Annotated in this window: 24 protein-coding genes and 4 tRNA genes; 18 read left to right on the top strand and 10 right to left on the bottom strand. The window is 53.8% G+C overall.

Features of this window, described 5'->3' with window-relative positions:
- The first annotated feature begins 34 nt into the window (after nt 1-34).
- The 4 genes from INT84_RS23195 (at nt 35) to INT84_RS23180 (ending at nt 467) form a co-directional block, all read left to right on the top strand.
- Nucleotides 35-111, top strand: a tRNA-Arg gene (locus INT84_RS23195).
- Between the two features lie 54 nt (nt 112-165).
- A tRNA-His gene (locus INT84_RS23190) sits at nt 166-241 on the top strand.
- A 24-nt stretch (nt 242-265) separates the two neighbouring features.
- A tRNA-Leu gene (locus INT84_RS23185) sits at nt 266-352 on the top strand.
- A 38-nt stretch (nt 353-390) separates the two neighbouring features.
- Nucleotides 391-467 (top strand) — tRNA-Pro (locus tag INT84_RS23180).
- Nucleotides 468-933: 466 nt separating this feature from the next.
- Here the strand turns inward: INT84_RS23180 and hemY are convergent.
- From hemY to hemC, 4 genes are read right to left on the bottom strand one after another with little or no spacing between them, the layout of a single operon-like run.
- On the bottom strand, nt 934-2,130 hold the full coding sequence (gene hemY, locus INT84_RS23175) for a protoheme IX biogenesis protein HemY (protein WP_194208685.1): 1,197 nt from the start codon (nt 2,128-2,130) through the stop codon (nt 934-936).
- Between the two features lie 2 nt (nt 2,131-2,132).
- Complete coding sequence (hemX, locus tag INT84_RS23170) at nt 2,133-3,299, bottom strand: uroporphyrinogen-III C-methyltransferase (protein ID WP_194208656.1); 1,167 nt, start codon at nt 3,297-3,299, stop codon at nt 2,133-2,135.
- A gap of 21 nt (nt 3,300-3,320) precedes the next feature.
- Nucleotides 3,321-4,061, bottom strand: coding sequence for a uroporphyrinogen-III synthase (hemD, locus tag INT84_RS23165; protein ID WP_194208655.1), 741 nt, complete (start codon nt 4,059-4,061; stop codon nt 3,321-3,323).
- Nucleotides 4,058-4,999 carry a hydroxymethylbilane synthase gene (hemC, locus tag INT84_RS23160; protein WP_194208654.1) on the bottom strand — a complete coding sequence of 314 codons (942 nt, stop codon included), beginning with the start codon at nt 4,997-4,999 and terminating at the stop codon, nt 4,058-4,060. The genes hemD and hemC overlap by 4 nt, the downstream gene beginning before the upstream one ends.
- 317 nt (nt 5,000-5,316) lie before the next feature.
- On the opposite strand from hemC, the gene cyaA reads away from it, so the two are divergent.
- Nucleotides 5,317-7,860 (top strand): class I adenylate cyclase, encoded by a 2,544-nt coding sequence (gene cyaA, locus INT84_RS23155; protein WP_194208653.1) that lies wholly within the window; start codon nt 5,317-5,319, stop codon nt 7,858-7,860.
- 184 nt (nt 7,861-8,044) lie between these two features.
- Here the strand turns inward: cyaA and cyaY are convergent, their stop codons facing one another.
- The gene (gene cyaY, locus INT84_RS23150) at nt 8,045-8,365 is read right to left on the bottom strand and encodes an iron donor protein CyaY (protein ID WP_194208652.1); all 321 of its coding nucleotides are present in this window, start codon (nt 8,363-8,365) and stop codon (nt 8,045-8,047) included.
- A gap of 78 nt (nt 8,366-8,443) precedes the next feature.
- Nucleotides 8,444-9,034 carry a phosphatase PAP2 family protein gene (locus tag INT84_RS23145; protein ID WP_194208651.1) on the bottom strand — a complete coding sequence of 197 codons (591 nt, stop codon included), beginning with the start codon at nt 9,032-9,034 and terminating at the stop codon, nt 8,444-8,446.
- A 369-nt stretch (nt 9,035-9,403) separates the two neighbouring features.
- Here INT84_RS23145 and INT84_RS23140 point away from each other — a divergent pair, with 369 nt between their 5' ends.
- The 8 genes from INT84_RS23140 to corA all read left to right on the top strand — a co-directional run bounded on the left by INT84_RS23140 (nt 9,404) and on the right by corA (nt 16,358).
- Nucleotides 9,404-9,607, top strand: a complete 204-nt coding sequence (locus INT84_RS23140) for a lipoprotein (protein WP_194208650.1) — start codon at nt 9,404-9,406, stop codon at nt 9,605-9,607.
- Nucleotides 9,608-9,643: 36 nt separating this feature from the next.
- Nucleotides 9,644-10,468 carry a diaminopimelate epimerase gene (gene dapF, locus INT84_RS23135; RefSeq protein ID WP_194208649.1) on the top strand — a complete coding sequence of 275 codons (825 nt, stop codon included), beginning with the start codon at nt 9,644-9,646 and terminating at the stop codon, nt 10,466-10,468.
- Nucleotides 10,465-11,172 carry a DUF484 domain-containing protein gene (locus INT84_RS23130; RefSeq protein WP_194208648.1) on the top strand — a complete coding sequence of 236 codons (708 nt, stop codon included), beginning with the start codon at nt 10,465-10,467 and terminating at the stop codon, nt 11,170-11,172. The genes dapF and INT84_RS23130 overlap by 4 nt, the downstream gene beginning before the upstream one ends.
- A complete protein-coding gene (xerC, locus tag INT84_RS23125; protein ID WP_194208647.1) occupies nt 11,169-12,071 on the top strand; it encodes a tyrosine recombinase XerC in 903 nt (300 codons plus the stop codon). The genes INT84_RS23130 and xerC overlap by 4 nt, the downstream gene beginning before the upstream one ends.
- Nucleotides 12,071-12,787, top strand: a complete 717-nt coding sequence (gene yigB / locus INT84_RS23120; RefSeq protein WP_194208646.1) for a 5-amino-6-(5-phospho-D-ribitylamino)uracil phosphatase YigB — start codon at nt 12,071-12,073, stop codon at nt 12,785-12,787. The genes xerC and yigB overlap by 1 nt, the downstream gene beginning before the upstream one ends.
- 101 nt (nt 12,788-12,888) lie before the next feature.
- Nucleotides 12,889-15,051, top strand: a complete 2,163-nt coding sequence (gene uvrD / locus INT84_RS23115) for a DNA helicase II (RefSeq protein WP_194208645.1) — start codon at nt 12,889-12,891, stop codon at nt 15,049-15,051.
- A gap of 148 nt (nt 15,052-15,199) precedes the next feature.
- Entirely contained in the window at nt 15,200-15,256 is a 57-nt protein-coding gene (gene ysgD, locus INT84_RS24300; RefSeq protein ID WP_212723238.1) for a YsgD/CorL family protein, read from the top strand.
- A gap of 151 nt (nt 15,257-15,407) precedes the next feature.
- Nucleotides 15,408-16,358, top strand: a complete 951-nt coding sequence (corA, locus tag INT84_RS23110; RefSeq protein ID WP_103677567.1) for a magnesium/cobalt transporter CorA — start codon at nt 15,408-15,410, stop codon at nt 16,356-16,358.
- 37 nt (nt 16,359-16,395) lie between these two features.
- Here the strand turns inward: corA and INT84_RS23105 are convergent, their stop codons facing one another.
- The 4 genes from INT84_RS23105 to yigI all read right to left on the bottom strand — a co-directional run bounded on the left by INT84_RS23105 (nt 16,396) and on the right by yigI (nt 19,841).
- Entirely contained in the window at nt 16,396-16,794 is a 399-nt protein-coding gene (locus INT84_RS23105) for a DUF6396 domain-containing protein (protein ID WP_194208644.1), read from the bottom strand.
- 189 nt (nt 16,795-16,983) lie between these two features.
- On the bottom strand, nt 16,984-18,276 hold the full coding sequence (locus INT84_RS23100; protein WP_194208643.1) for a hypothetical protein: 1,293 nt from the start codon (nt 18,274-18,276) through the stop codon (nt 16,984-16,986).
- 152 nt (nt 18,277-18,428) lie between these two features.
- Nucleotides 18,429-19,322 carry an EamA family transporter RarD gene (rarD, locus tag INT84_RS23095; RefSeq protein WP_194208642.1) on the bottom strand — a complete coding sequence of 298 codons (894 nt, stop codon included), beginning with the start codon at nt 19,320-19,322 and terminating at the stop codon, nt 18,429-18,431.
- 51 nt (nt 19,323-19,373) lie between these two features.
- A complete protein-coding gene (gene yigI / locus INT84_RS23090; protein ID WP_194208641.1) occupies nt 19,374-19,841 on the bottom strand; it encodes an acyl-CoA thioesterase YigI in 468 nt (155 codons plus the stop codon).
- 179 nt (nt 19,842-20,020) lie between these two features.
- Between yigI and pldA the strand changes: the two genes are divergently transcribed.
- The 5 genes from pldA to INT84_RS23065 all read left to right on the top strand — a co-directional run bounded on the left by pldA (nt 20,021) and on the right by INT84_RS23065 (nt 25,999).
- Complete coding sequence (gene pldA / locus INT84_RS23085; protein WP_176917633.1) at nt 20,021-20,881, top strand: phospholipase A; 861 nt, start codon at nt 20,021-20,023, stop codon at nt 20,879-20,881.
- 151 nt (nt 20,882-21,032) lie between these two features.
- On the top strand, nt 21,033-21,764 hold the full coding sequence (nqrC, locus tag INT84_RS23080) for an NADH:ubiquinone reductase (Na(+)-transporting) subunit C (RefSeq protein WP_194208640.1): 732 nt from the start codon (nt 21,033-21,035) through the stop codon (nt 21,762-21,764).
- A 286-nt stretch (nt 21,765-22,050) separates the two neighbouring features.
- Nucleotides 22,051-23,988: an FTR1 family protein gene (locus INT84_RS23075; protein ID WP_228066431.1), complete on the top strand. Its 1,938-nt coding sequence runs from the start codon at nt 22,051-22,053 to the stop codon at nt 23,986-23,988.
- Between the two features lie 27 nt (nt 23,989-24,015).
- Nucleotides 24,016-24,543, top strand: coding sequence for an iron transporter (locus INT84_RS23070; protein ID WP_194208638.1), 528 nt, complete (start codon nt 24,016-24,018; stop codon nt 24,541-24,543).
- A gap of 76 nt (nt 24,544-24,619) precedes the next feature.
- Entirely contained in the window at nt 24,620-25,999 is a 1,380-nt protein-coding gene (locus tag INT84_RS23065; RefSeq protein ID WP_194208637.1) for a Fe-S-containing protein, read from the top strand.
- The last annotated feature ends 2 nt before the right edge of the window (nt 26,000-26,001 follow it).

Raw genomic sequence — 26,001 nt, 5'->3', positions numbered from 1 at the left:
AAGTCCGTATTATCCACCCCCGCAACGGCGCTAAGCGCCCGTAGCTCAGCTGGATAGAGCGCTGCCCTCCGGAGGCAGAGGTCTCAGGTTCGAATCCTGTCGGGCGCACCATTAACCCGGTGCTGGAGCTGCGGTGGTTTTATACCGCGTAAAAAGATTTCAGTGGTGGCTGTAGCTCAGTTGGTAGAGTCCCGGATTGTGATTCCGGTTGTCGTGGGTTCGAGCCCCATCAGCCACCCCATTAGATTTAAGCGTTTTGTGGAATGCGAAGGTGGCGGAATTGGTAGACGCGCTAGCTTCAGGTGTTAGTGTCCTTACGGACGTGGGGGTTCAAGTCCCCCCCCTCGCACCACTACTTAAATTGAACTAAAAAGTCAAAAAGCAGTACATCGGCGAGTAGCGCAGCTTGGTAGCGCAACTGGTTTGGGACCAGTGGGTCGGAGGTTCGAATCCTCTCTCGCCGACCAATTTTGAACCCCGCTTCGGCGGGGTTTTTTGTTTTCCGCGCGTTTATATCCTTCAACTTTCTTCTTTCGTTAGACGTTAATTGACTATCTTTCCTGTTTCCTTTTTATACAACGCGTTTCGCTGTAACAGGCGATCCAGAATGCTCTGGATTTAACGCAGCGGGATGACAGGCGGATGAGCAGTGTGTAATAATCCTGTATGTAGATGCTCATTCCATCTCTTATGTTCGCCTTACGGCCTCATAAACCCAGGAATGATGCAGAGCCGTTTACGGTGCTTATCGTCCACCTGCCAGATGTCGCTTCGGCCTCATCAAACATCATGGACATAACGTTGAGTGAAGCACCCATTTATGTTGTCAAACAGACCTGTTTTAACGCCTGCTCTGGTTTCAGAGCAGGCGTTTTTTTATGGCGTACATCAGGAGTGTGCCCGGCAACGGTGCGCCGCCGGGCAGGGGAGGGTTTACGGCTGCGGATTGTTTTGCAACGTCAGTAGCAGACCGTCACGGCGCATCGCCGCCGCCTCTTCCGGCTTGTGTTGACGGTCAAGCGTATCGGCAAGCCACGCATAGTCAAACGCGTCAGGACGCTGTTTCAGCGCGGCGCGGAAGGCCAGGCTGGCTTCCTGCCACTCGCCGTGTTTCATTAGCGACTGGCCCAGCGTGCTCCACAGCAAAGGACGGTCGCCCGCCGTTTTAATTTGCTGGCGGAGGATTTTCTCCAGCTGCTCAGGATTATTGGTCTTCAGACGCGGGATAAGCAACGTCAGACGGTCATCGTACTGACGTTTTAAGCCGTCAATAATGATCTGCTGCGCGGTGTCATGATCGTTGCACTCGATTAAGTGATCGGCCATAGCGACCTGAAGCGGGATCTGGCGGCGCGTCTTGCGGCTCTGATTTTTCCACCAGTCTTTCAGACCTTCGCTGCCCTGATCGGCGCGCGCCTGATCCATCAGACCAATCCACGCCTGCTGCTCCAGCGCGGCACGATGTTCTTCATCGCCGACGTTGGCTTTCGCCATCGAAGGAATAATCTCCAGCAACGAACTCCATGCTCCGGTACGGATATAGGCCTGTTCGGCCAGACGCAGCACTTCCGGGTGGCGCGGTGCAACTTCCAGCAGGCGGTCAACTTCGCGGCGTGCCGCATGATTTTCATTACGCGCCAGATGGAGACGCGTGCGGGTGATATCGACCGGGATCACATCATTACCCGCCAGCTCGGCGGCGCGCTCAAGATGTTGATTCGCTCGAGCTTCGTCACCACGTTGCTGCGCCGCTTCCGCTGCCAGCAGATAGTTCACCACCGGCTGCTCGGCATGATCGGCATTTTTCGACATCAGCTTTTCGACCTGCTGATAATCGCCTTCCGCCAGTTTCAGCAGCGCCTGTTCGGTTTGTTTGCGTGCGCGGCGGCGTTTACGGCCGGTAAACCAGCCGCGGGTATGTGCGCCGGTACGCATGATGCGGCGCAGCAGCCACTCCACGGCAAACAGCACGACCATCGCGAGAACAAGAATGATCACCAGCCCCGTGACGCTGGTTTCAATATTGTAGTTATCCGTCTGGATCAGCACGTAGCCCTGGTGCCCGGCAACAATCGGACCGAGCACAATGCCCGCCAGCAACAGTGCAAAGAGTAATAAGACCTTTATCATCATTACTCTCCTTGTGGCGCAGCGGCTGGCGCTGACTCGGCAGCAGGGGCAGACTCACCGGCCGCAGGCTGCGCCAGCAGGTTACGCACCCGCGTTTGCATCAGTTTTTCCAGAATCGGCTGGCTTTGCAGCGTTTCCGGCACGTCCATCGTGATGCTTTGCTGGCTGAGTTGATCCAGTTCATCAAGGAATCCTTTGGTGGTCGCATCATCGGTATCGTAATAAGCACGCACCCAGGTGGAGACGTTATCCAGCGCCTGTTTGTACACTTCATCCTGATGACGCGGTACGGCCTGCGCCGCTACCAGCAGACGGGAGCGAATGTTTTCCCGCAGATAGACATCCTGATTCGGGGCCAGCAACGGTACGGCGGTCTCATCGCGGCGACGCACGGTAATAAAGCTGTCCATAAAGCTCTGCCAGCTTTTTTTCAGATTGACGCGCCACTCGCTAAGGGAACTGGAAAGCTCATTGCTGTCCGCGTCCATCGGGGAGTCGTCATCGTTGTTGTCTGCCAGACGTAAGTTATCGATTTGGTTGGAGAGCTGATTCAGCTTGAGGATAATGCCGTCGTAATCCACCTGTGAGACGGCGGAAAGGCTGGCGATATCGTCGGTAATTGCCCGGCGAGCGGTGATCAGACTCGGATCGTTCATATCTGCCAGACTCGCATCGGCACTTTTCAGCAGCGCGGCTGCCGTGGTGACGTCCTGATCGCTCCACAGCTTACGTCCGGCCAGTTTCACCAGGAAGTCGGACTGCGCCAGGAGCCAGGTTTTTGCGTCACTGCCGGAAATAGTGGCTACTTTTTGCTGAACTTCATTAAGCTCTTTCGCCATTGCCGTCTGCTGACGTCCCGCGTCATCAAGCTGGGTCGCCTGTTTCTTAATGATGCCTTCCAGCTCGGTTTTTTGCGTCTCCTGCGCTTTTTGCAGCGCGGCGATCTGGTTTACCAGCGCATCATTGTTCGCCGTTTGCTTAGCAGCCTGCTGTTTGCCCCAGCTATACAGACCGACGCCGGAAGCCAGCGCAATGGCAATGGCGACAACGCTAAGCACCAGCGCGGTATTGGTTCTGCCTTTCTTCTCAGCTTTTTGTGGCTGTGGCGTGGTGTCCACGGCCTCCCTGGTCTCTTCAACCACGACAGAGGAGGTTTGTTGTTCCGTCATTATGGCTTCCCATTATGAGATTTATTGTAATGCGCGCAGCAGCGCATCGTTGTCAGCGTTATCAGCGACCTGAATATCTTGCCAGCCCAGTTCCCGGGCGAGGTGCGCCAGACGCTCGCTGACGACCAGTAGCCGACAGCGGAGTAACCAGTGCTCACGATACCATTGCGGGATCAGGCTCCAGAGCTGTTGCAACATCTCCCCGCTGGTCACCACCAGAGTGGTGACGCCGCGGGTTTGCCAGCGCATCGCTTCTTCCGCCCCATCGTAATGTTTTGCACTACGTTGATAACATTCACAAAATATAGCTTCAGCGCCGCGTGCTGTCAGGGTTTCTCCCAATAACTCACGGCCACCATTGCCACGCAGGATCAGCGCACGCCTGCCCGCAACGTTCTGTAATTCAGGTAATTGTAGCAATACTTCGCTAATTTCCCGATCTTGTGGATAGCGAATGTCGTATCCGCTCACGGTATGCAGCGCCAGCGCGGTGGTGCGGCCAATAGAAAAATAACGCGGCGCGGAGGGCCATGACGCGCCCTGACGTTGAAGCTGCGCGTGGGCAAACTCCACCGCGTGTCGGGAGAGGGCAAATATCAGATCGTCGGCGGTCAGGCTGGAAAGGAGGGGGCTGAGCTTCGGCAGTTCGCGCCCCGGCATAAATTCAATCAGCGGAAAGCTCCAGGCCACCTGCCCAAGTGCGCACAGTCGGCTCACTAATTCTTCTCCTTGCGGAGCGGGACGGGTGACCAGAATGCTCATGCCGGTGATTCTCCTTTATAGACCTCGTCAAGGATCTCCCTTGCGCCGTTCGCCAGCAGTTCATCCGCCAGTGAAACGCCCATCTGCTCTGCTTCTTCCGGTTTGCCCCGACGTTCGCCGCGAACGACCTGTGAACCATCCGGCGCGCCGACCAGCGCCCGTAACCAGATTTCGCCATCCACTATTTCAGCATAGCTGCCAATTGGCACCTGACATCCTCCTTCGAGGCGGGTATTCATCGCGCGCTCAGCCTTAACCCGAATCGCGGTTTCAACGTGATTTAACGGCGCAAGCAGTTCGCGGGTGCGATCGTCATCCATCCGGCATTCAATCCCGACGGCACCCTGGCCGACCGCAGGCAGAGAGAGTTCTGGCGGCAGCGCCACGCGTACGCGTGATTCCAGGCCAAGTCGTTTTAACCCTGCGACGGCGAGGATAATGGCGTCATACTCGCCGTTATTCAGCTTGCTCAGGCGCGTGCCCACGTTACCGCGCAGAGAGCGGATGATGAGATCCGGGCGCAGTGCGGCTAACTGGCACTGGCGGCGTAAACTTGACGTCCCGACCACGCTGCCAACCGGCAGATCATCAAGGGAAGCGTGGTGATTTGAGACAAAAGCGTCGCGCGGATCGTCGCGCTCGCAGATCGTCACCAGCCCCAGCCCCAGCGGAAACTCAACGGGAACGTCTTTCATAGAGTGGACGGCGATATCGGCGCGGTTATCCAGCAGCGCCAGTTCCAGTTCTTTAACGAACAGCCCTTTGCCGCCCACTTTTGCCAGCGGGGTATCGAGGATCACGTCGCCTTTTGTCACCATCGGAACCAGCTCGACGCTCAGCCCTGGATGGCAGGCCATCAGGCGATCTTTGACATAATGTGCCTGCCATAGCGCAAGCGGGCTTTGGCGCGTGGCAATTCTTAAAACATTGTCTAACATGCTTGTTACCGTCATTGTCATCTACATCCCATCCTAACACTCTTGCCAGCGGGATGTCAGTTTTCGCGGGAAGGACGGGAGGAAGCGTAGCCCAGGATTTACACCCGGCAAACGATGCTACACTGGTATGTAGTGCTTCTTTCTTTACGGTCAATGCGCAAGGTGTTAGATTGATCACGTTTTAAGCCATTTGTTCGTCTGCATCACCAAATCAGAGGGACGACAAGCGGGGACGTTTATTTGAATTACTGAAACCTCCTGCTTTGAGCCGCTGTCGCTGCTCAGGGACTCAGGTTTCACACATCAGGCGATATGTCTTGTACCTCTATATTGAGACGTTAAAACAGAGACTGGATGCCATAAACCAACTGCGTGTCGATCGCGCGCTGGCTGCTATGGGGCCCGCTTTCCAGCAGGTTTACAGTCTACTGCCGACATTGCTGCATTATCACCATCCGCTGATGCCGGGTTACCTTGACGGTAACGTTCCCCAGGGCATCTGCTTTTACACGCCTGATGAAACCCAACGCCACTACCTTGATGAACTCGAACTGTACCGGGGCATGCCGCCGCAGGAAACGCCGAAAGGCGAACTGCCGATCACCGGCATCTACTCCATGGGCAGCACCTCGTCGGTAGGGCAGAGCTGTTCCTCCGATCTTGATATCTGGGTATGCCACCAGGCCTGGCTCGACAACGACGAGCGCCAGTTGCTGCAACGTAAATGCAGCCTGCTTGAGTCCTGGGCTGCCTCTTTAGGCGTCGAGGTCAGTTTCTTTCTGATTGATGAGAACCGTTTTCGCCATAACGAAAGCGGCAGCCTGGGCGGTGAAGACTGCGGTTCCACCCAGCACATCCTTCTGCTTGATGAATTTTACCGTACCGCCGTGCGCCTCGCGGGTAAACGTATTCTGTGGAATATGGTGCCTGGCGATGAAGAAGAGCATTACGATGATTATGTGATGACGCTCTACGCGCAGGGCGTGCTGACCCCGAACGAATGGCTGGATCTCGGCGGATTAAGCTCGCTTTCCGCCGAAGAGTACTTCGGTGCCAGCCTGTGGCAGCTTTATAAGAGCATCGATTCGCCCTATAAAGCGGTGCTGAAAACCCTGCTGCTGGAGGCGTATTCGTGGGAGTATCCCGACACGCGCCTGCTGGCAAAAGACATTAAACAGCGTTTGCACGACGGGGAGATCGTCTCTTTTGGTCTCGACCCCTATTGTATGATGCTCGAACGGGTGACCACTTACCTTACGGCCATTGAAGACACGACGCGCCTCGACCTTGTGCGTCGATGTTTTTATTTAAAAGTTTGTGAGAAGCTTAGCCGGGAACGCGCCTGCGTCGGCTGGCGTCGTGAAGTGATCAGTCATTTAGTCAACGAGTGGGGATGGGACGAAAGTCGTCTCGCCATGCTGGATAACCGGGCTAACTGGAAAATCGATCAGGTGCGCGAAGCGCATAACGAACTGCTCGATGCCATGATGCAGAGCTACCGCAACCTTATCCGTTTTGCCCGCCGTAACAATCTCAGCGTTTCCGCCAGTCCGCAGGATATCGGCGTGCTGACGCGTAAACTGTACGCCGCTTTTGAAGCGTTGCCGGGTAAGGTGACGCTGGTTAACCCGCAAATCTCGCCGGATCTTTCCGAGCCGAACCTGACCTTTATCCATGTGCCGCCGGGCCGGGCCAACCGCACCGGCTGGTATCTGTATAACCGTGCGCCAAACATGGAATCTATCGTCAGCCATCAGCCGCTGGAATATAACCGATACCTGAATAAACTGGTGGCCTGGGCGTGGTTTAATGGTCTTTTGACCTCACGTACCCACTTGTTTGTCAAAGGCAATGAGGTTGTCGATTTAGCGAAACTACAGGAGATGGTGGCGGAGGTTTCTCATCACTTCCCGCTGCGTCTGCCCGCTCCGACGCCGAAAGCGCTCTACAGCCCGTGTGAAATTCGCCATCTGGCGATTATCGTCAACCTTGAATATGACCCGACGGCGGCGTTCCGCAATCAGGTGGTTCACTTTGACTTCCGCAAGCTGGACGTTTTTAGCTTTGGCGAACAGCAAAATTGCCTGGTCGGAAGCGTCGATCTCCTCTACCGCAACTCGTGGAATGAGGTGCGTACTCTGCACTTCAACGGCGAGCAGGCGATGATCGAAGCGTTGAAAACCATCCTCGGCAAAATGCATCAGGATGCCGCGCCGCCGGATAGCGTTGACGTCTTCTGCTACAGCCAGCACCTGCGCGGCTTGATCCGCACCCGCGTGCAGCAACTGGTCTCCGAATGTATCGAACTGCGCCTCTCCAGTACCCGTCAGGAGACCGGACGCTTCAAGGCGCTGCGCGTGGCAGGCCAGACATGGGGACTGTTCTTCGAACGCCTGAACGTTTCCGTGCAGAAGCTGGAAAACGCCATTGAGTTCTACGGCGCGATTTCCCATAACAAGTTACATGGTTTGTCGGTACAGGTGGAGACCAATCAGGTCGAACTCCCGGCGGTGGTCGATGGTTTTGCCAGCGAAGGGATTATTCAGTTCTTCTTCGAAGGCACCAGCGACGACAACGGTTTTAACATTTATATCCTCGACGAGAGCAACCGCGCCGAGGTCTATCATCACTGCGAAGGTAGCAAAGAAGAGCTGGTGCGCGACGTCAGCCGCTTCTACTCGTCATCGCACGACCGCTTTACCTACGGCTCCAGCTTTATCAATTTCAACCTGCCGCAGTTCTATCAGATTGTGAAGATTGACGGTCGCGTGCAGGTCATTCCGTTCCGCAACCAGCCTCTCACTATTCCGCCAGCTAATCAGGATAACGGCGCGCCGTTGTTGCAGCAGTATTTCTCCTGATGGCGCTGTTTTGCCAGATAGCGGCTTAGCCTTACCTGGCCTACAAAATCTGCTATATCAACGAGTTGCTCGTAACCTGTAGGCCTGGTAAGCGCAGCACCACCGGGCAGAATCACAGCGGGTGCTTCAGCGTAATTTCTCCGGGTGGCGGCTGCGCCTTATCCGGCCTGCGCTCGTTTAACCTTTAACGAAAGCTAACCGTTTCACCCGCCTGTTGAGTCGCCGCCTGCTCCAGCAAATTCCAGAACGTTTCGCCGCTGCGATCGCAAATCCACTCATCGCCTTTCAGATCGAAATGATAGCCGCCCTGTTTCGTCGCCAGCCACACCTGATGCAGCGGTTCCTGACGATTGACGATGATTTTGCTGCCGTTTTCAAAAGTAATGGTCAACACACCGCCGTTAATTTCACAGTCGATATCGCTGTCGCCATCCCAGTCATCCAGACGTTCTTCAATGGTTTGCCATAGCGTGTCGGCAAGGCGATGAAATTCACTGTCGTTCATGGTGACATCCCGTTGGTAAATGATGGCGAGAGTATACAGGAAAATCGCTGAGGTTAACGGCGCGCTATACGGCGTGGCCTACATCAGCCAGCCATAAACTTCATACGCCGCCCAGCCCAGCGCTGCGCCAGCGGGAAGGTCCAGCAGGTAGTGCTGTTTGGTGAACGTACAGGAACAGGCAATCAGAAGCGGGAACAAAAATACCCACGGTCCCAGCGTGCCGAGCGCCAGCAGTGCGGTTAACGTGGCGACGGAGACATGCATACTCGGAAAGCAGTTTGATGAGTCGTCGAATTTTTGTACGAACAGCAGAAATTTCTCGGACCAGCTTTTACCCATATTGATCGTGCGCCAGTGCTCAGGCGTGGAAACCGGGAACAGACTGAAGAAGGCCATCTGCATCACCAGCAGGATGATGTAGGAAAAAATGATAATGATGAAGTGGTGTTCGTCGGTGACGATCCAGTTAATGTAGAGGATCGCCGGGTAGTAAAGAAAACTGTAAACCCATGACCATGCAGGCCAGAACGGGATTTTTTCATCGATTGAGGAGCTAAACTCGCGCGCCTCTCTCAACATGTGCCGCTGGGTAAAAAAGTAAAACTGATACACGCCAACAATAATAATGCCGCTAAGTATCAAGTGGATAATATAATCAAGAGGTCTCATGGGTTATTCCTTTAACGAGCATGGCGTAATACCGGGACAGACTATCCCGCATTTGAACGAATAGCGTTGGTTCGTGGCTGTTCTGTCATTCTCCGTGAGAACGGCTATCCTGAACCCGGTTTCCTGATTTTTAGCGAAGGCGATAGTGTCATGTGCCACACAGAAGATTTCTGTTCATCACCGTGTCATCCTGACAACCCAACCAAAAGGTTAATGAATCAGTAGAGCATATCTGTGAACGCCTTTTTGCTATAACTGTGCCGGAAAGCCGCTTTTCGGATTTTATAAAGATCCCCGCTAAACGCTTGCTTTTACCTCTTCTCCTGCGATGATAGACAACAGAAAGCATGAACTTACAGGCAACCCTCAATGAAAAACGTTTTCTGTTCGCTGGCCGTTCTTATCACACTCTTTAGCCTGACGGGCTGTGGTCTGAAAGGGCCGCTCTATTTTCCGCCCGCTGATGAAAAAGCGCCGCCGCCGACGAAGAAGGTCGAACCACAAACGCAAAGCGCCACGCCAGATCGTAACGATCGCGCGACGAATGAAGGCCCTTCTCAGGTTGATTACTGATCGTTTCTTTCTGTACCCGCGCACATGGAGCAGATAATGCAGTTCTCAAAAATGCACGGCCTTGGCAACGATTTTATGGTCGTCGACGCGGTGACGCAGAATCTCTTTTTCTCACCAGAACTGATCCGCCGTCTGGCGGACAGGCATCTGGGGGTAGGTTTCGATCAACTGCTGGTAGTAGAACCGCCTTACGATCCCGATCTCGATTTCCACTATCGCATCTTCAACGCCGACGGTAGTGAAGTGGCGCAGTGCGGCAACGGCGCGCGCTGCTTTGCCCGGTTTGTGCGCCTGAAAGGACTGACCAATAAGCGCGATATCCGCGTCAGCACGGCTAACGGCAGAATGGTCCTGAGCGTGACTGAAGATGAGCTGGTGCGGGTGAATATGGGCGAGCCGAATTTTGAGCCGACGCAGGTGCCGTTCCGCGCCAACAAAGCGGAAAAGACCTATATTATGCGCGCGTCGGAGCAAACCATACTCTGCGGCGTGGTCTCAATGGGAAATCCCCATTGTGTGATTCAGGTCGATGATGTTGCCACCGCTGCGGTGGAAACGCTGGGGCCGATCATGGAAAATCATGAACGCTTCCCGGAACGGGCAAACGTCGGTTTTATGCAGGTAGTGAGCCGCGAGCACATCCGCCTGCGCGTCTATGAACGCGGTGCGGGCGAGACGCAAGCCTGCGGCAGCGGTGCCTGTGGCGCGGTTGCGGTGGGGATCTTACAGGGGTTACTGGCAGAAGAGGTCCGCGTTGAATTACCCGGCGGGCGTCTTGATATCGGCTGGAAAGGTTCGGGTCATCCGCTGTTTATGACCGGCCCGGCGACACATGTTTACGACGGATTTATCCATTTATGAAACAGATTGGGGAAGAGCAACTGGATACGCCAGCCATGCTGGATGACAGCATCGTAGCGGACTATCTGCTGCAACATCCTGAATTTTTCATTCGCAATGCCCGTCTTGTAGAGCAGATGCAGGTGCCGCACCCGGTGCGCGGTGCCGTATCGCTGGTCGAGTGGCATATGGTGCGCGCGCGTAATTATATCAATCAGATGGAAGATGATATGACGCTGCTGATGGAGCAGGCCAGCGCCAACGAAAGCCTGTTCCATCGTTTGCTGAACTTACAAAATCGTCTGGCGGCGGCCGACAGTCTGGAAGAGATGTTAAATCGTCTCCACCGCTGGGCGCGCGAGCTGGGTCTGGCGGGGGCAACTATCCGCCTGTTCCCGGATCGCTGGCGCATCGGCGCACCGTCGCGTTTTACCCATTTAGCGCTCAGCCGCCAGGCTTTTGAGCCGCTGCGCATTCAGCGCCTGGGGCAGGGAAATCACTATCTCGGGACGCTGAATGGACCAGAACTGCTGGTGACATTGCCTGAGGCGAAAGCCATCGGGTCGGTGGCGCTGTCGCTGCTGGGCCGCGAGGGCGATCTGGGCGTGCTGATTTTTAGCAGCCGCGATCCGCATCATTATGAGCCGGGGCAGGGCACGCAACTGCTTCAGGAAATTGCGCTGATGCTTCCCGGCCTGCTGGAACGCTGGATCGAGCGCGTATGAGCGACTCCCCGCTGTACGAGGCGGTGGCGCGCTTCCTGCGCTACCTCAGCGTTGAGCGCCAGTTAAGCCCCGTCACGCTGCTTAATTATCAACGTCAGCTTGACGCTATTATCGCCCTTGCCGATGACGCCGGACTGAAACAGTGGTCGCAGTGCGACGCCGCGATGGTGCGTAATCTGGCGATTCGCAGCCGACGCAAAGGTCTTGGCCCTACGAGCCTCGCGCTGCGCCTTTCCGCGCTGCGTAGCTTTTTCGACTGGCAGATTAGCCAGGGCGAGCTGAAAGCGAATCCGGCAAAAGGTATTTCAACGCCAAAAGCGCCGCGCCATCTGCCGAAAAATATTGACGTCGACGATGTGAATCGCCTGCTGGATATCGATTTGAACGATCCGCTGGCGGTGCGCGATCGGGCGATGCTGGAAGTAATGTACGGCGCAGGGCTGCGTCTCTCCGAACTGGTGGGTCTGGATCTTAAGCATCTGGATCTCGATAGCGGTGAAGTGTGGGTCATGGGTAAAGGCAGCAAAGAGCGCCGCCTGCCCATCGGGCGCAACGCAAAGGCCTGGATTGAGCACTGGCTCGATTTACGTGGGTTGTTTGGCAGTGATGAGAATGCGCTGTTTTTATCGAAGCTTGGCAAGCGTATCTCGGCGCGAAATGTGCAGAAGCGTTTCGCCGAATGGGGCATTAAACAGGGCCTGAACAGCCATGTTCATCCGCACAAGCTGCGCCACTCCTTCGCCACGCATATGCTGGAGTCGAGCGGCGATCTGCGTGGCGTTCAGGAATTGCTCGGCCACGCGAACCTTTCTACAACCCAAATCTATACTCATCTCGATTTTCAACATCTTGCCTCAGTGTATGACGCGGCGCATCCGCGCGCCAAACGGGGGAAATAATGCGCTTTTACCGACCGCTGGGCCACATCTCAGCGCTGACCTTTGATCTCGACGACACGCTTTATGATAACCGTCCGGTGATCCTGCGCACCGAGCAGGAGACGCTGAAATTTTTACGCAACTATCATCCGTCGCTGGTGGCGCTGGAAAACAGTGATTTTCAGCGTTTGCGCCAGGCGCTGCGTAAGGCGGAACCGGAAATTTACCATGACGTCACCGAATGGCGGCGTCGCGCCGTTGAGCAGGCGATGCTGGATGCCGGGTTAAGCCGGGAGGAAGCCGCCGCGGGCGCGGAGGCGGCAATGGTCAATTTTGCGACCTGGCGCAGCCGTATTGATGTGCCACAGGCCACCCACGACACGCTGGCCGCGCTGGCGGAAAAATGGCCGCTGGTGGCGATCACCAACGGTAATGCGCAGCCGGAACTGTTCGGCCTTAACGATTATTTTAAATTTGTACTGCGCGCCGGGCCGGATGGGCGTTCCAAGCCTTACCACGATATGTACCATCTGGCGGCGGAGCGGTTGGATCTCCCTCTCGGTGAGATTCTGCACGTCGGGGACGATTTGACCACCGACGTCGCCGGGGCTATCCGTTGCGGCATGCAGGCCTGCTGGATCAAACCGGAAAACGCCGACCTGATGCAGGCCACCGACAGCCGCCTGTTACCGCATATCGAAATTTCCCGGTTGGCATCCCTCTCGACGCTGATATAATCACCAGCAGTATTGTATAAATCACCAGGGTTTTCCTGGTCGACTAAGCGAAACGCCCCGGCGCGTTTCGTGGTTTTCCTGTTTTCAACGCGGCGGTGCCAATGGACGTTTCTTACCTGCTCGATAGCCTTAATGACAAACAGCGCGATGCCGTAGCCGCGACGCGCAGCAACATGCTGGTGCTGGCGGGCGCGGGTAGTGGTAAGACGCGGGTGCTGGTGCACCGTATCGCATGGCTGTTGAGCGTGGAAAATTGCTCGCCATACTCTGTCATGGCCGTGACCTTTACCAACAAAGCGGCGGCCGAGATGCGCCACCGTATTGGTCAACTGATGGGCACCAGCCAGGGCGGGATGTGGGTCGGTACATTCCACGGGCTGGCGCACCGCCTGCTGCGCGCGCACCATCTGGATGCCGGGCTGCCACAGGATTTCCAGATCCTCGACAGCGAAGATCAGCTACGCCTGCTCAAACGTCTTATTAAAGCGATGAACCTGGATGAGAAGCAGTGGCCGCCGCGTCAGGCCATGTGGTACATCAACGGCCAGAAAGACGAAGGGCTGCGCCCGCACCATATCCAGAGCTACGGCAATCCGGTCGAGCAGACCTGGCAGAAGGTCTATCAGGCCTACCAGGAAGCCTGCGATCGCGCCGGGCTGGTCGATTTTGCCGAGCTGCTGCTGCGCGCTCATGAGCTGTGGCTCAACAAACCGCACATTCTTCAGCACTACCGCGAGCGTTTTACCAATATCCTGGTGGATGAATTCCAGGATACCAACAACATTCAGTACGCGTGGATCCGCCTGCTGGCGGGCGATACCGGTAAAGTGATGATCGTTGGCGACGACGATCAGTCCATCTACGGCTGGCGCGGGGCGCAGGTAGAAAATATCCAGCGCTTCCTCAACGACTTTCCCGGCGCGCAGACTATTCGTCTGGAGCAAAACTACCGTTCTACCAGCAACATTCTCAGCGCGGCTAACGCCCTGATTGAAAACAACAACGGTCGGCTGGGCAAAAAGCTGTGGACCGACGGCAGCGAAGGCGAGCCGATTTCGCTGTACTGCGCCTTTAACGAGCTGGATGAAGCGCGCTTTGTGGTCAACCGCATTAAAACCTGGCAGGAGAACGGCGGCGCGCTGGAGCACTGCGCCATTCTCTACCGCAGCAACGCCCAGTCGCGCGTGCTGGAAGAGGCGTTATTGCAGGTCGGTATGCCGTACCGGATTTACGGCGGCATGCGATTCTTCGAACGTCAGGAAATCAAAGACGCACTTTCTTACCTGCGTCTGATCGCTAACCGTAACGATGATGCGGCATTCGAGCGCGTGGTCAACACGCCGACGCGCGGCATTGGCGATCGCACGCTGGACGTGATCCGCCAGGCGTCGCGCGAGCGCCAGCTTACACTATGGCAAGCCTGTCGCGAACTGCTTCAGGAGAAGGCGCTGGCAGGACGCGCCGCCAGTGCTTTGCAACGCTTCCTTGAACTGATCGACGCGCTGGCGCAGGAAACCGCCGATATGCCGCTCCATGTCCAGACCGACCGGGTAATCAAAGACTCCGGCCTGCGGATGATGTACGAGCAGGAGAAAGGCGAAAAGGGCCAGACGCGTATCGAAAACTTAGAGGAACTGGTGACGGCGACGCGCCAGTTCAGCTACAACGACGAAGACGAAGATCTGATGCCGCTTCAGGCGTTCCTTTCCCACGCCGCGCTGGAGGCAGGCGAAGGGCAGGCGGACACCTGGCAGGATGCCGTTCAGTTGATGACCCTGCACTCCGCCAAAGGGCTGGAGTTCCCGCAGGTGTTTATCGTCGGTGTCGAAGAAGGCATGTTCCCCAGCCAAATGTCGCTGGATGAAGGCGGACGTCTGGAAGAGGAACGTCGTCTTGCCTACGTTGGCGTCACGCGCGCCATGCAAAAGCTCACCATGACCTACGCCGAAACGCGCCGTCTGTATGGCAAAGAGGTTTACCACCGTCCATCGCGCTTTATCGGCGAGCTGCCTGAGGAATGTGTGGAAGAGGTACGCCTGCGCGCCAGTATCAGCCGCCCGGTCAACCATCAGCGGATGGGCACGCCTATTTCCGAAAATGATACCGGCTACAAGCTGGGCCAGCGCGTTCGCCATGCAAAATTCGGCGAAGGCACCATCGTGAACCTCGAAGGTAGCGGCGAACACAGCCGTTTGCAGGTCGCCTTCCAGGGGCAGGGGATCAAATGGCTGGTGGCGGCGTACGCGAAACTGGAAACAGTGTAACCTTAAGAAAAATATCATTATTTTGCAATATTCTGCTAGCCTTAATGACGGAGGGGCAATTATTGCTCATTGGCGTCCCGTTGCGTGTTGACGGCAAATTTCTGCTGGCGTAACATGCGCGCACGATTACGCTAAGAGGACATTCGCCTTGGACACACCCAGTAGATACTGGCTCATTATCCTGTCATCCAGGATCAACTCCTAAGGCTATCCCTTTTTGCTGATAGCCTTAGCGGTTGTCAGCGACTTCTCTTTTTTCCCGTCGCGCTGAGTCAGGCTGTTTAATGGTCTGAAACCCAATTGTTTCTGTGTGCCCACCGAACTGTCCGATAATTTTTGCATTGGGAGTCCCGGTCATGCTGAGCGCATTTCAACTGGAAAATAATCGTCTGATTCGTCTCGAAGCTGATGAAATCAATCACCTTGCCAGCTCGGTATGGGTGGATTTAGTCGAGCCGGACGATGAAGAACGACACCGTGTGCAAACGGATTTGGGCCAGAATCTGGCCACCCGCCCCGAACTGGAAGACATCGAGGCATCGGCACGTTTTTTTGAAGACGAAGACGGCCTGCATATTCACTCCTTTTTCTTCTTCGAAGATGCAGAAGATCACGCCGGTAACTCCACCGTGGCATTCACCATTCGTGAAGGCCGCCTGTTTACCCTGCGTGAGCGTGAGCTACCCGCATTTCGTTTATACCGTATGCGCGCCCGCAGCCAGGAGATGGTGGATGGCAACGCTTACGAGCTGCTGCTTGACCTGTTTGAAACCAAAATCGAACAGCTGGCGGATGAAATCGAAAACATCTACAGTGACCTGGAAAAACTGAGCCGGGTGATTATGGAAGGCCATCAGGGCGACGAATACGATGAAGCGCTTTCCACGCTGGCTGAGCTGGAAGATATCGGCTGGAAAGTCCGCCTGTGTCTGATGGATACCCAGCGCGCGCTGAACTTCCTGGTGCGCAAAGCGCGTCTACCGGGGGGGCAACTGGAGCAGGCGCGTGAGATCCTGCGCGATATCGAATCCCTGCTGCCGCACAACGAATCCCTGTTCCAGAAAGTGAACTTCCTGATGCAGGCGGCGATGGGTTTTATCAACATCGAGCAGAACCGCATCATTAAGATCTTCTCGGTGGTCTCCGTGGTCTTCCTGCCGCCGACGCTGGTGGCTTCCAGCTACGGAATGAACTTTGAGTTTATGCCGGAGCTGAAATGGAGCTTTGGCTATCCGGGGGCGATTATCTTTATGATCCTCGCGGGGCTGGCACCGTATCTGTACTTTAAGCGCAAGAACTGGCTTTAAACCGAAGGCGGCTTTCGTCCTGAAAGACGCCTCTGCTTTAGTTCATTGGCCTACCGCTGGCGGGATCGAGATTTTCTTTATGGCATAATTTTTTAATCAGCGCTTCCGAAGGCTTTTCTACTGCCACCATCGCAGGTTTTTGCTGTGGCAGTATGCCATCCCACTCGGGAAGCGGGGCGGGAGGCAGTGGCATATACTTGTTCACATCAGGAATGATTACATTCGAGACGACGAAACTCTTTTGATTGGATAACAAAAACTGAAAGTAGATTTCGTAACGTCTTGCCCGCTCCGGGTCTGGCTTAATATTTAGTTTTTGGCGCGTTATTTTTTCTCTGCCAAATATCTGGTCGAGTGGCTGGCCATTGAAAATTGCCTCTAATAATATCGCTGAACGTGTAGAACCAGCCGTAATCCCACGCTGTAATAATGGCATTACGCTTTCATCTGAGCCAAAGCGTAGCTCAAGAGCGGCAGCATCGCCCCACGCGCTTTGATATCCTTGTACAGCAGCGCATATATAGAGCTCTTTTGCGCGTTGCCAGGCATTTTGGGGCGGGTGAGGAATGGCGATCTTGCTGATAATTTCACTATCATCAAGGTGCTCAGCGAGATTATATTGTCCTTAATCTGATGTTGCCGGGCAACGGCTTCTTTTCTTTAACTCCAGGCTAATCGACTGTGTGCTTTTGTCAGTTAAATCAGGATTAAAACTGATATATTCCAAAAGGTAATTTCTACAATAGAATTTATCCTGTTGGCTATCATAGCTAAAAATTTGATCCTGATAATCAAATTTGGCAGTGTTATCCAGTGAGTGATTTAACAGCCAGTTGATTAAATCTGCTGAACCATATCTAAAGATATAACTTAGTAATTCAACATCCCTCGTACCCCATATGCCGCCAACTGAACTAAGAATCTTTATGTTTAAAATGGTTTTGTCTTTTTCAATTTCCATGATGATTTTTGTATTATCTTTAGATAATACACTTATTGCCAGAAGCCAATTGTTATTATTGATGGAATAATATGGTTTAAGATAGTTGATCATAAATTTGTTACCCTGTTCTATCATCAATAGAATATATTTATCATCTACCTTTATAAATTTTGTTAATTCCGGATGGTTATCTATAAGAATATTGAGGCGATCTGCAATTTGTTGTCTTTCTTTATTGTCACTCTGATAGTTTATGGTACTAATAAGATGTACCACAAGATTTTTCTTGTCATTTTCATTTAAATAATTATAGTAATTGAAAACTAATAAATTCAGCAGATGGTTATTTATATTGTCACCGGTTATTGCGTCCTGGTAATAGGTGGAAAAATTATTACTAGAATATCCAGATTCCAGGTTTTTATCCATGCAGTTCAACAGAAAGTTAAAAGATTGCTGGGGATAGATTTCATCCTTAGCCATTATTCTTAAGTAATGAAGTGTGATGTTTTGGTCAGGGCATCCATTGTTGAATATATGTTGTAATTTTTCTAAATTGCCTTTTTCTAACGAAGACTTAATCATCACTTCATGATCTTGAGCGATTTTTCCTGAAAAGTAATAGGCATTGTACCCGAAAAACGATATACAAAAAAGAATGAGGTAAGTATAAAATGTGGTCTTCTTTTGATTATTGATAAATAGTGAAAAAGAGGCGGGGGAAAAAACAGCTAAGCTGATCGATATAAAACAGAGATGGCTATCACTGTAAGATAAATCATTCAGCGTTACTATGTAATAAATAATATTACAGACAATGAGTAAATTAGCGATTGCTAATGTTTTGATGAGTATTGTGTGTTCTTTTTTCTTTAGGATGCCGTAAACAGTTAACAGGATATAAATAACTGGTGTAGCGTACCAGAAAAAGAGGCATATAAAAAAAAGAAAGATGTCACCAGTTGAAAAAGACATACACAATCCTTATGTATTATCTATCGATATTCTGCACATTATCATAAATGACTACGGGTAGCAATATCGTGCATTTATTCCTGCTTGCTGTAGTGCAGGCGCTTTTCCTTAGAAAAACGGCCGATCACCTGACCGACCATCAATTATAAGAACTATCTTTTACGCAAGCGACGTTGGGTATACAACGCATCAATGATAAAAATCGCCAGCGCGACCCAGATAAAGGCGAACGTCACCATTTTGTCCGCGCCCGGATGCTCGTCATAAAACACCACCGCCAGCAGAAACATCAGCGTCGGGCCAATATACTGGAAAAAGCCCAGCGTGGAGAGCCGCAGACGCGTGGCAGCACCGGTAAAGCACAGCAGCGGAATAGTGGTGACGATGCCCGCGGCGATTAGCAGCAGGTTCAATGACCACGAATTTTGCCCCATATGGCTGGTCGCGCTGTCGGCGATGCCAAACAGCCAGATGGCCGCTACCGGCAACAGCCACAGCGTTTCAACCAGCATGCCGGTTTGTGCATCCACGGCGATTTTCTTACGTACCAGACCGTAGAAGGCAAAGCTGAAGGCCAGGCCCAGGGCAATCAATGGCAGAGAACCGAAGGTCCAGAGCTGCACCAGCACGCCGCAGGTCGCGAGGATCACCGCCAGCCACTGCATCCGGCGAAAACGCTCGCCGAGAAAAATCATTCCCAGCACGATATTCACCAGGGGGTTAATAAAGTAACCGAGGCTCGCTTCGAGCATGTGATGATTATTCACCGCCCAGATAAACAGCAGCCAGTTGCCGCCGATCAGCACGGCGGAAAGCGCCAGCAGAAAGATTTTTTTCGGCGTCGCCAGCAGTTTTTTGACCTGCGTCCACTGACGGCTAATGCTGATCAGCGCCAGCATAAAAAAGAAGGACCAGATCACGCGGTGGGTCAGGATTTCATTGGCCGGAACGTAGTAAATCAGCTTGAAGTAGGCGGGAGCGATGCCCCAGATAAAATAGGCAGCAAGGGCGAGCAACACTCCTTGCCGCGTTTGTTTAGCATCCATCGGAAAAACTCGTTACAAAAAAGTAACTCCAGTCTACCCGAATTTACTGGCTCAACCCACCATATAAGTGGCGGTTGCGCTGGCGATGTAAACCTGTTCTTCGTTATGTAATTCCACGCGCGCTACGGCGACTTTGTTCCCGGCACGCAGCAAACTGCTGGTGGCCGTGAAGCGGTTGCCGCGTCCCGGACGCAGATAATCGACGCGCAAATCGATGGTGCCCATCCTTGAAAGACGCTGACGCAGCTCCTCTTCGCTGATGGCATCGTGGCGGGTCAGCGTACTGCCTACGCAGACCAGTCCCGCGGCCACGTCCAGCGCCGAGGCGATCACGCCGCCGTGCAGAATGCTTTGCGCCCAGTTGCCCACCATCATCGGCTGGTTATTAAAACTCAACTGAGCAAACTCTTTCTCGTAGCGGTCCAGCTCCAGGCCGAGCGCGCGATTAAAAGGCATATGGTAGACAAAAATCTCGCCTACCATGCGGAGGGTGTCTTCGGCGGTAAGTACGGCTGACATAAAAGGCTCATTTTGCTGATTGTTAATTATATGTTGATTTTATGCTTGTGATTTGTTGAATGCCAGATCCGAATCACCTTTGATAGGCATCAAAATGAGAAATATGTAGAATGCTTGTTAGCCAGTTATATACAAACATACTCATTTTTTTCAGGAGCACTCAATTGAAGCGTAAGTCTTTGGCCAGGTTGACCGCGTTAGTGGCGCTATTGCCCTTTTTGGCCTGCGCGCAGGAGGCCACGGTTAAAGAGGTGCACGATGCGCCTGCGGTCCGCGGCAGTATCATTGCTAACCTTTTGCAGGAGCATGACAATCCGTTCACGTTGTATCCATATGATTCAAACTATGTGCTTTATACCTGGACCAGCGACCTCAATAAAGAGGCGATCAACACCTACAACTGGGCGGATAACGCGCGCAAAGATGAAGTGAAATTCCAGCTTAGCCTGGCATTTCCGTTCTGGCGTGGCATTCTTGGCCCGAATTCGGTGCTGGGCGCGTCCTATACGCAAAAGTCATGGTGGCAGCTGTCGAATAGCGGTGAATCGTCACCGTTCCGCGAGACGAACTATGAGCCTCAGCTTTTTCTCGGTTTTGCGACCGATTACCGCCTGGGTGACTGGTCACTACGCGATATCGAGGTCGGTTACAACCACGACTCCAACGGCCGCTCCGATCCGACATCGCGTAGCTGGAACCGCGCCTATACGCGTTTAATGGCGCAAAACGGCAACTGGCTGGTTGAAGTGAAACCGTGGTACGTGCTGGGCAGCACGGATGACAACCCGGATATCACCAAATACATGGGTTATTACCAGCTTAAGCTCGGTTATCAGCTTGGCGAGGCGGTTCTGAGCGCGAAAGGGCAATATAACTGGAATACGGGCTACGGCGGCGCGGAGCTGGGTGTCAGCTATCCGGTGTCGAAGCATGTGCGTCTCTATACCCAGGTGTATAGCGGTTATGGTGAGTCGCTTATTGATTATAACTTTAATCAAACCCGCGTTGGTGTGGGTGTGATGCTGAACGATCTATTCTGATTAATTAACGCCATCCAGTGATTCATCGGGATGGCGTTATTCCTTTCGGTAGTTGCAAAAGTATTTTTCTGGCGTCATTCTGTATCGTCTTATCCGTAAAAATCACGCCGCACTATTCTGCGGTGGGATGCTTCATGGGGAAAAGAGTGGAATGCGCAAAAGTAAAATTATTATTGCATTTGTGATCTTCATTATTGTTTTGTGTTTTGCAGTTGTTGCGTTTTATTTATTGGTGATTCGGGAGCCTGGCGTGCCTGAAAATAAAGCGCAGCAAGTCGCCATCTTGCAGGTAGCTGGACTGGCGGAGCGTAGCGATCGGGATATTAGTGCGCTTTACCACGAACGCATCATTCCCCGGCTGGTGGATTTGAAACGTGGGCAACTGCTGCCGCCTGGCGCTACAGGCGAGCCGCTGGCATCCTGTACGGCACCTGGCGACGGTGGGCAGCGCTGTGACCGCGTTGAAATCTATCTGCTGAAAGGAAAAAACGGGGATATTCAGCAGGTTATTCTGCCTGTTAACGGCAAGGGCGCGAAGTCGATGATGTACGCTTTCGTGGCGCTGGATACCGACGGCACCACGGTAAAAGGCATTAATTACTACCAACAAAATGAGACCCCTTTGCTGGGCGCAAGAGTGGCAGATCCTGAATGGCGTAGCCAGTGGCCGGGAAAACGTCTGGTAGATGAGCACGGTCAGCCCGCGCTGAAGGTCGTGCAGAACAGTGCGGGTCCTCATGACGACTATACGGTGGACGGTATTTCTGGCGCAACCATGACCTCTTCCGGCGTTGAAAAAAGTATGCGTTTTTGGATGGGCGAGCGTGGTTTTGGCCCTTTTCTGCAACATCTGCGGGCGGACAAGGATATTTTAAACCCGTAACCTGCTAATAATAAATACTAAGTATATGGCCAGCGTGATTATTAGTGCTGGCTTTTTTATTTCCTTCTGTCGAATATCCACATTTTTCTGACCATTATTTCCTTTTCTTCTGTCGCCTTTGTTGGGTGAGAAAGTGCTTATGTTATGGTTATTAAATAGTAATTATTAGAAATAATTTGCATAACTCTTAATTACGCCTCTTTTTTATGATCCAGGTCATATACAAAGTGCCAATAACAGATAATGATAATCGTTATCATTTGCGTTCTCTATGGTATGCGTCGTGCTGACATCTCCTCGCCGTTTTCTTGCCGCGCTGTTCGGCGTGTTGTTCTGCGCAACCGCGTGGGCCGCGCCAAACTATGCGCCGTACATTAACGATATTGAACAGCGGCTGGACAAAACCGCCGAGCTTTATCAGCAGCAGAAAAGCAATGAGGCGCGACGTGAAGTGCAGTCAGCCTACTTCGAAGTTTTTGAAAACCTTGAAGGTCCGATTCGAATTAATTTTTCCGCCCGTAAGAGCTATGAAATGGAAAGCACCTTCGGCGAGATTCGCCGGATGATCGGCGAAGGTAAGCCGACTGCGGAAGTGCAGGCGAAAATCGACGGCCTGAAAAAGGCGCTGCGCGAGGTGGAGCCGGTGCTGGACGGCGGGCACCGACTGGTGGCGGAAGAGCAGCATAACGCGCTTTCCAGAGAAGACATCGCGGTTTACTGGCAGGACAGCTTCCGCACCATTGACGATTTGCTGGCACAGGCGGTCAACGCCTATCAGGCGGGCAACTTCAGCGCCGCCAGTCAGCATGTGCAGCAGGCGCACTATCAGGGATTTAAAAACTCCGAAATGGAGATGTCGGTGCGCCAGAATCGCTCTGCCAAAGACGCCGCGTCTATTAACCAACAGTTTACGGCGCTAATCGCGCTGACCGCGCAGCCTGACCATTTGAACGATGTCTCTTACCAGGTCACGACACTGCTACAGGATATCGAAGACGTTCTGCCTGGACTGCCGACGACTCGTGACGAGCAGCCAGTGAACGCGCCGCAGGAACAGGGGACAGCGCCTGCCGCTGACGATGCCGCGTCCCGCACCGACTGGGCCAGCGTGGCGAATGGCATTAACCAAAGTATTGCCAGCGCTATTGCTCAATATCAGAACGACGGTGCGGCGGATGCGATCCTGAGCGTGCAGGACACCTATTTCGACCGTTTCGAAGCCAGCGGCATGGAGAACAAAATCGGTTCGCGCGATGCCGCGTTTAAAACCACCCTTGAAGGCTATTTCACTCGGATGGTCGGTCTGATGAAGGCGGGTCAGCCGGTAGAGAAAATCAACGCCGAAGCGGCGACGCTGCAACAGGATCTGACGAAAGCGGTCACCCTGCTGGGCGAAGGGGAAGAGACGCAGTGGAGCCTGCTGCTGTACAGCCTGATGATCATCGTCCGTGAAGGGCTGGAAGCGCTGCTGATCGTGGCCGCCATCGTGGCTTATATGGTGAAAAATAATCACAAGGACAAACTGCCGCTGATCCGCCAGTCGGTGGTGGTCGCGCTGATTGCCAGTGTGATCACCGCCGTCATCTTCCAGTTGCTGTTTACCAACTCGGGTGCCAGCCGCGAGCTGCTGGAAGGCTTTACCATGCTGATTGCAGTGGTGATGCTGTTCTTTATGAGTTACTGGTTGCTCTCTAAAGTCGAGGCCCGGCACTGGAAAGCCTGGCTGGAGGGCAAACTTTCCCATTCATTATCCCGCGGATCGCTGGTCGGTCTGTGGCTGACCTGCTTCCTTGCCGTCTATCGCGAGGGGGCCGAAACCGTGCTGTTTTATTACGCCCTGATCGGCGATGCGCAGAATCTCGCCGGCCATATGGCGATTGGCGCAGGATTTGTCATTGGCTGCGTCGTCCTGCTGATCGCCTGGCTCATCATGCGTTATTCAGTGGTTCGTCTGCCGCTGAAACCCTTCTTTATGTTTACCGGCAGTTTGATGTACCTGATGGCGTTCGTCTTCGCCGGGAAAGGGGTGCTGGAACTGGTGGAAGGCAAATTGTTCCAGCCTACTCTGATCCCCGGCGTGCCCGAAATCAGCTGGCTGGGAATCTATCCCTGGCTGGAAACGTTGTTGCCGCAGGTGGCGCTGCTGATCGCCGCGCTGGTCGCACTCTGGGTAATGCGGCGGCGTAGTCACGTTCCGGGGGAACCCATAAAAAACAACCCGTAACCCTTTTAAGACAAGAGGATATGTCAGATGACTATGAAGAAAACCCTGATTGCCAGCGCCGTGATTGCCGGGATTTTTACCGCGCCTGCCGCGCTGGCGTTTAAAGAGTATCCGGCTGGCGAACCGGTGACGATGAACGAAATGGAACTGGCCGCCGTTTATTTGCAGCCGATTGATATGGAGCCGCGCGGCATGGGCCTGCCTGCGGCGAAATCTGATATCCACCTGGAAGCCGATATTCATGCGGTGGAAGGCAATAAAAACGGCTTTGGTGCCGGGGAATGGATCCCATTCCTCACCATTAACTACACCCTGGTGAATAACGATACGGGCGAAAAACAGGAAGGCACCTTCATGCCGATGGTCGCCAGTGACGGCCCGCACTACGGCGCTAATATCAAAATGATGGGCGTGGGTAACTACAAAGTCACCTACCACATCGACCCGCCGTCAAAAGCCGGGATGCACCGCCATACCGACAGCGAAACCGGCGTTGGCCGCTGGTGGAAACCGTTTGATGTTAGCTATGAATTTAAATATGTCGGCCTGAATTAAGCCGGGATGTCGGGATAACCGTAGGGTTGTCCCGATGCGTATTTCTGGTCTCCCTCTGCCGTACAGAACGGATGTTATGAGCTATTTTTTCGTTACGACGTTACAGGTTTTTTTCTGCATTGCACTGTTATCCGGTGTGCTGTGGAGCCGTGGCGATGCGCCAGCGCTGCGTCCGCTGGTGTGGACGTTGTTGATTGCGCTGGCAGCCGGGCTTCTGGCCGGGCTTTACCTCCACGGTTCACGACAAGTTGAACTGCTGCTGGTCTGCGCTGAAATTCTGATTTCTTTCCTGTTCCTGCTGAGCTTCTGGTGGGCATCTACCCGTCTGCGCTACCTGTGGCAGGGCATCCTCGTTTTTGCGGCCGCTCGCCACTGGGCGCAGGATCCTAATCTTGGCGGACTTACCAGCACCCACGTCCTGAATACCGACCTGTTGTTGAACCTGAGCGCGCTGGTGGTGGCGTTCGGCGTCCTCAGCCTGGCGGCGACGGTGTGCGGCATGTTGATTCGGCGGATGTGCTGGCTTTACTGGCCGCTGACGATGGTGATTGTCGTCATGCTATGGCTGCCGCTGAGCGGTAATGTGCTGCTGTTGATGATGAAGCTGCAAATCGTGCCGCTGGCGAAACCGCTATTGAGTTTTGTTGCGCGGGCCACCAATAACGCGGCGCTCTATAACTGGGCGGGGGCCGGATTACTGCTGGTGCTGTGTCTGTGCTGGCTTCCTTCTTTGCTGCGTTATTTCCGCGAGACGGCGCAAACGCAGGAGGCGGTGGCGCATCGTCTGGCGCTGGCCCGGCGACGCAACGCCATGCGTTTGTTGCTGACTACCCTTGGTTGCGCGGCAGTGGTCGTTGCAGGCCAGCTCTGGTGGGTATTAGTGGCTTCCCAGCCGCCACGGCTGTCGGAAGCGCAGCCGGTCACGCTGGCAAGCGATGGTCAGATCCATCTGCCGGTTGAGCAACTGCGTGACGGTAAACTGCACCGTTTCGTCTGGGTAGCGGATGATGGCAAGGCGGTGCGCTTTTTCGTCATCAACCGTTATCCCGACAAACTGCGTTTTGGCGTGGTCTTTGACGCCTGCCTGCTGTGCGGCGATCAGGGCTACGTAATGGAAGGTAATCAGGTGATCTGCGTCGCCTGCGGGGTGCATATTTTTATTCCGTCCATCGGTAAACCCGGCGGCTGTAACCCGGTGCCGATTGAAAACTGGCGCAATGACGACAAAACGCTGACCATCCCCGGCGCGTCGCTGGCGGCGGGAGTAAATTACTTCTCAACGGTGCTGACCATTAAGGTTACCGATCCGGTGGATGGTTCATCCCTCACCAATACCGCAGCCGAATTTAAATACAGCTACGGCGGTAAAACCTGGTTCTTTGCCTCAGAGGCGAACTACAACCGCTTCCGCGACGCGCCTGAGCAGTTTGTTCCCGCCGGGATGAAGGAGGAATAGTC

The sequence above is a fragment of the Superficieibacter sp. 1612_C1 genome (assembly GCF_015234305.1).
Taxonomy (GTDB): Bacteria; Pseudomonadota; Gammaproteobacteria; order Enterobacterales; family Enterobacteriaceae; genus Superficieibacter.
This window is presented reverse-complemented; position numbering and strand designations above follow the sequence as displayed.

Bases quoted from the DNA above. Each gene is read 5' to 3' on its own strand.
- cyaY (WP_194208652.1), bottom strand. From the start codon at position 8,365: ATGAACGACAGTGAATTTCATCGCCTTGCCGACACGCTATGGCAAACC.
- INT84_RS23070 (WP_194208638.1), top strand. From the start codon at position 24,016: ATGACTATGAAGAAAACCCTGATTGCCAGCGCCGTGATTGCCGGGATT.
- uvrD (WP_194208645.1), top strand. From the start codon at position 12,889: ATGGACGTTTCTTACCTGCTCGATAGCCTTAATGACAAACAGCGCGAT.
- hemY (WP_194208685.1), bottom strand. From the start codon at position 2,130: ATGATAAAGGTCTTATTACTCTTTGCACTGTTGCTGGCGGGCATTGTG.
- yigB (WP_194208646.1), top strand. From the start codon at position 12,071: ATGCGCTTTTACCGACCGCTGGGCCACATCTCAGCGCTGACCTTTGAT.
- hemC (WP_194208654.1), bottom strand. From the start codon at position 4,999: ATGTTAGACAATGTTTTAAGAATTGCCACGCGCCAAAGCCCGCTTGCG.
- INT84_RS23105 (WP_194208644.1), bottom strand. From the start codon at position 16,794: ATGCCATTATTACAGCGTGGGATTACGGCTGGTTCTACACGTTCAGCG.
- nqrC (WP_194208640.1), top strand. From the start codon at position 21,033: ATGCGCAAAAGTAAAATTATTATTGCATTTGTGATCTTCATTATTGTT.
- yigI (WP_194208641.1), bottom strand. From the start codon at position 19,841: ATGTCAGCCGTACTTACCGCCGAAGACACCCTCCGCATGGTAGGCGAG.
- hemX (WP_194208656.1), bottom strand. From the start codon at position 3,299: ATGACGGAACAACAAACCTCCTCTGTCGTGGTTGAAGAGACCAGGGAG.
- INT84_RS23140 (WP_194208650.1), top strand. From the start codon at position 9,404: ATGAAAAACGTTTTCTGTTCGCTGGCCGTTCTTATCACACTCTTTAGC.
- INT84_RS23145 (WP_194208651.1), bottom strand. From the start codon at position 9,034: ATGAGACCTCTTGATTATATTATCCACTTGATACTTAGCGGCATTATT.
- corA (WP_103677567.1), top strand. From the start codon at position 15,408: ATGCTGAGCGCATTTCAACTGGAAAATAATCGTCTGATTCGTCTCGAA.
- xerC (WP_194208647.1), top strand. From the start codon at position 11,169: ATGAGCGACTCCCCGCTGTACGAGGCGGTGGCGCGCTTCCTGCGCTAC.
- hemD (WP_194208655.1), bottom strand. From the start codon at position 4,061: ATGAGCATTCTGGTCACCCGTCCCGCTCCGCAAGGAGAAGAATTAGTG.
- dapF (WP_194208649.1), top strand. From the start codon at position 9,644: ATGCAGTTCTCAAAAATGCACGGCCTTGGCAACGATTTTATGGTCGTC.
- INT84_RS23065 (WP_194208637.1), top strand. From the start codon at position 24,620: ATGAGCTATTTTTTCGTTACGACGTTACAGGTTTTTTTCTGCATTGCA.
- INT84_RS23130 (WP_194208648.1), top strand. From the start codon at position 10,465: ATGAAACAGATTGGGGAAGAGCAACTGGATACGCCAGCCATGCTGGAT.
- INT84_RS23100 (WP_194208643.1), bottom strand. From the start codon at position 18,276: ATGTCTTTTTCAACTGGTGACATCTTTCTTTTTTTTATATGCCTCTTT.
- rarD (WP_194208642.1), bottom strand. From the start codon at position 19,322: ATGGATGCTAAACAAACGCGGCAAGGAGTGTTGCTCGCCCTTGCTGCC.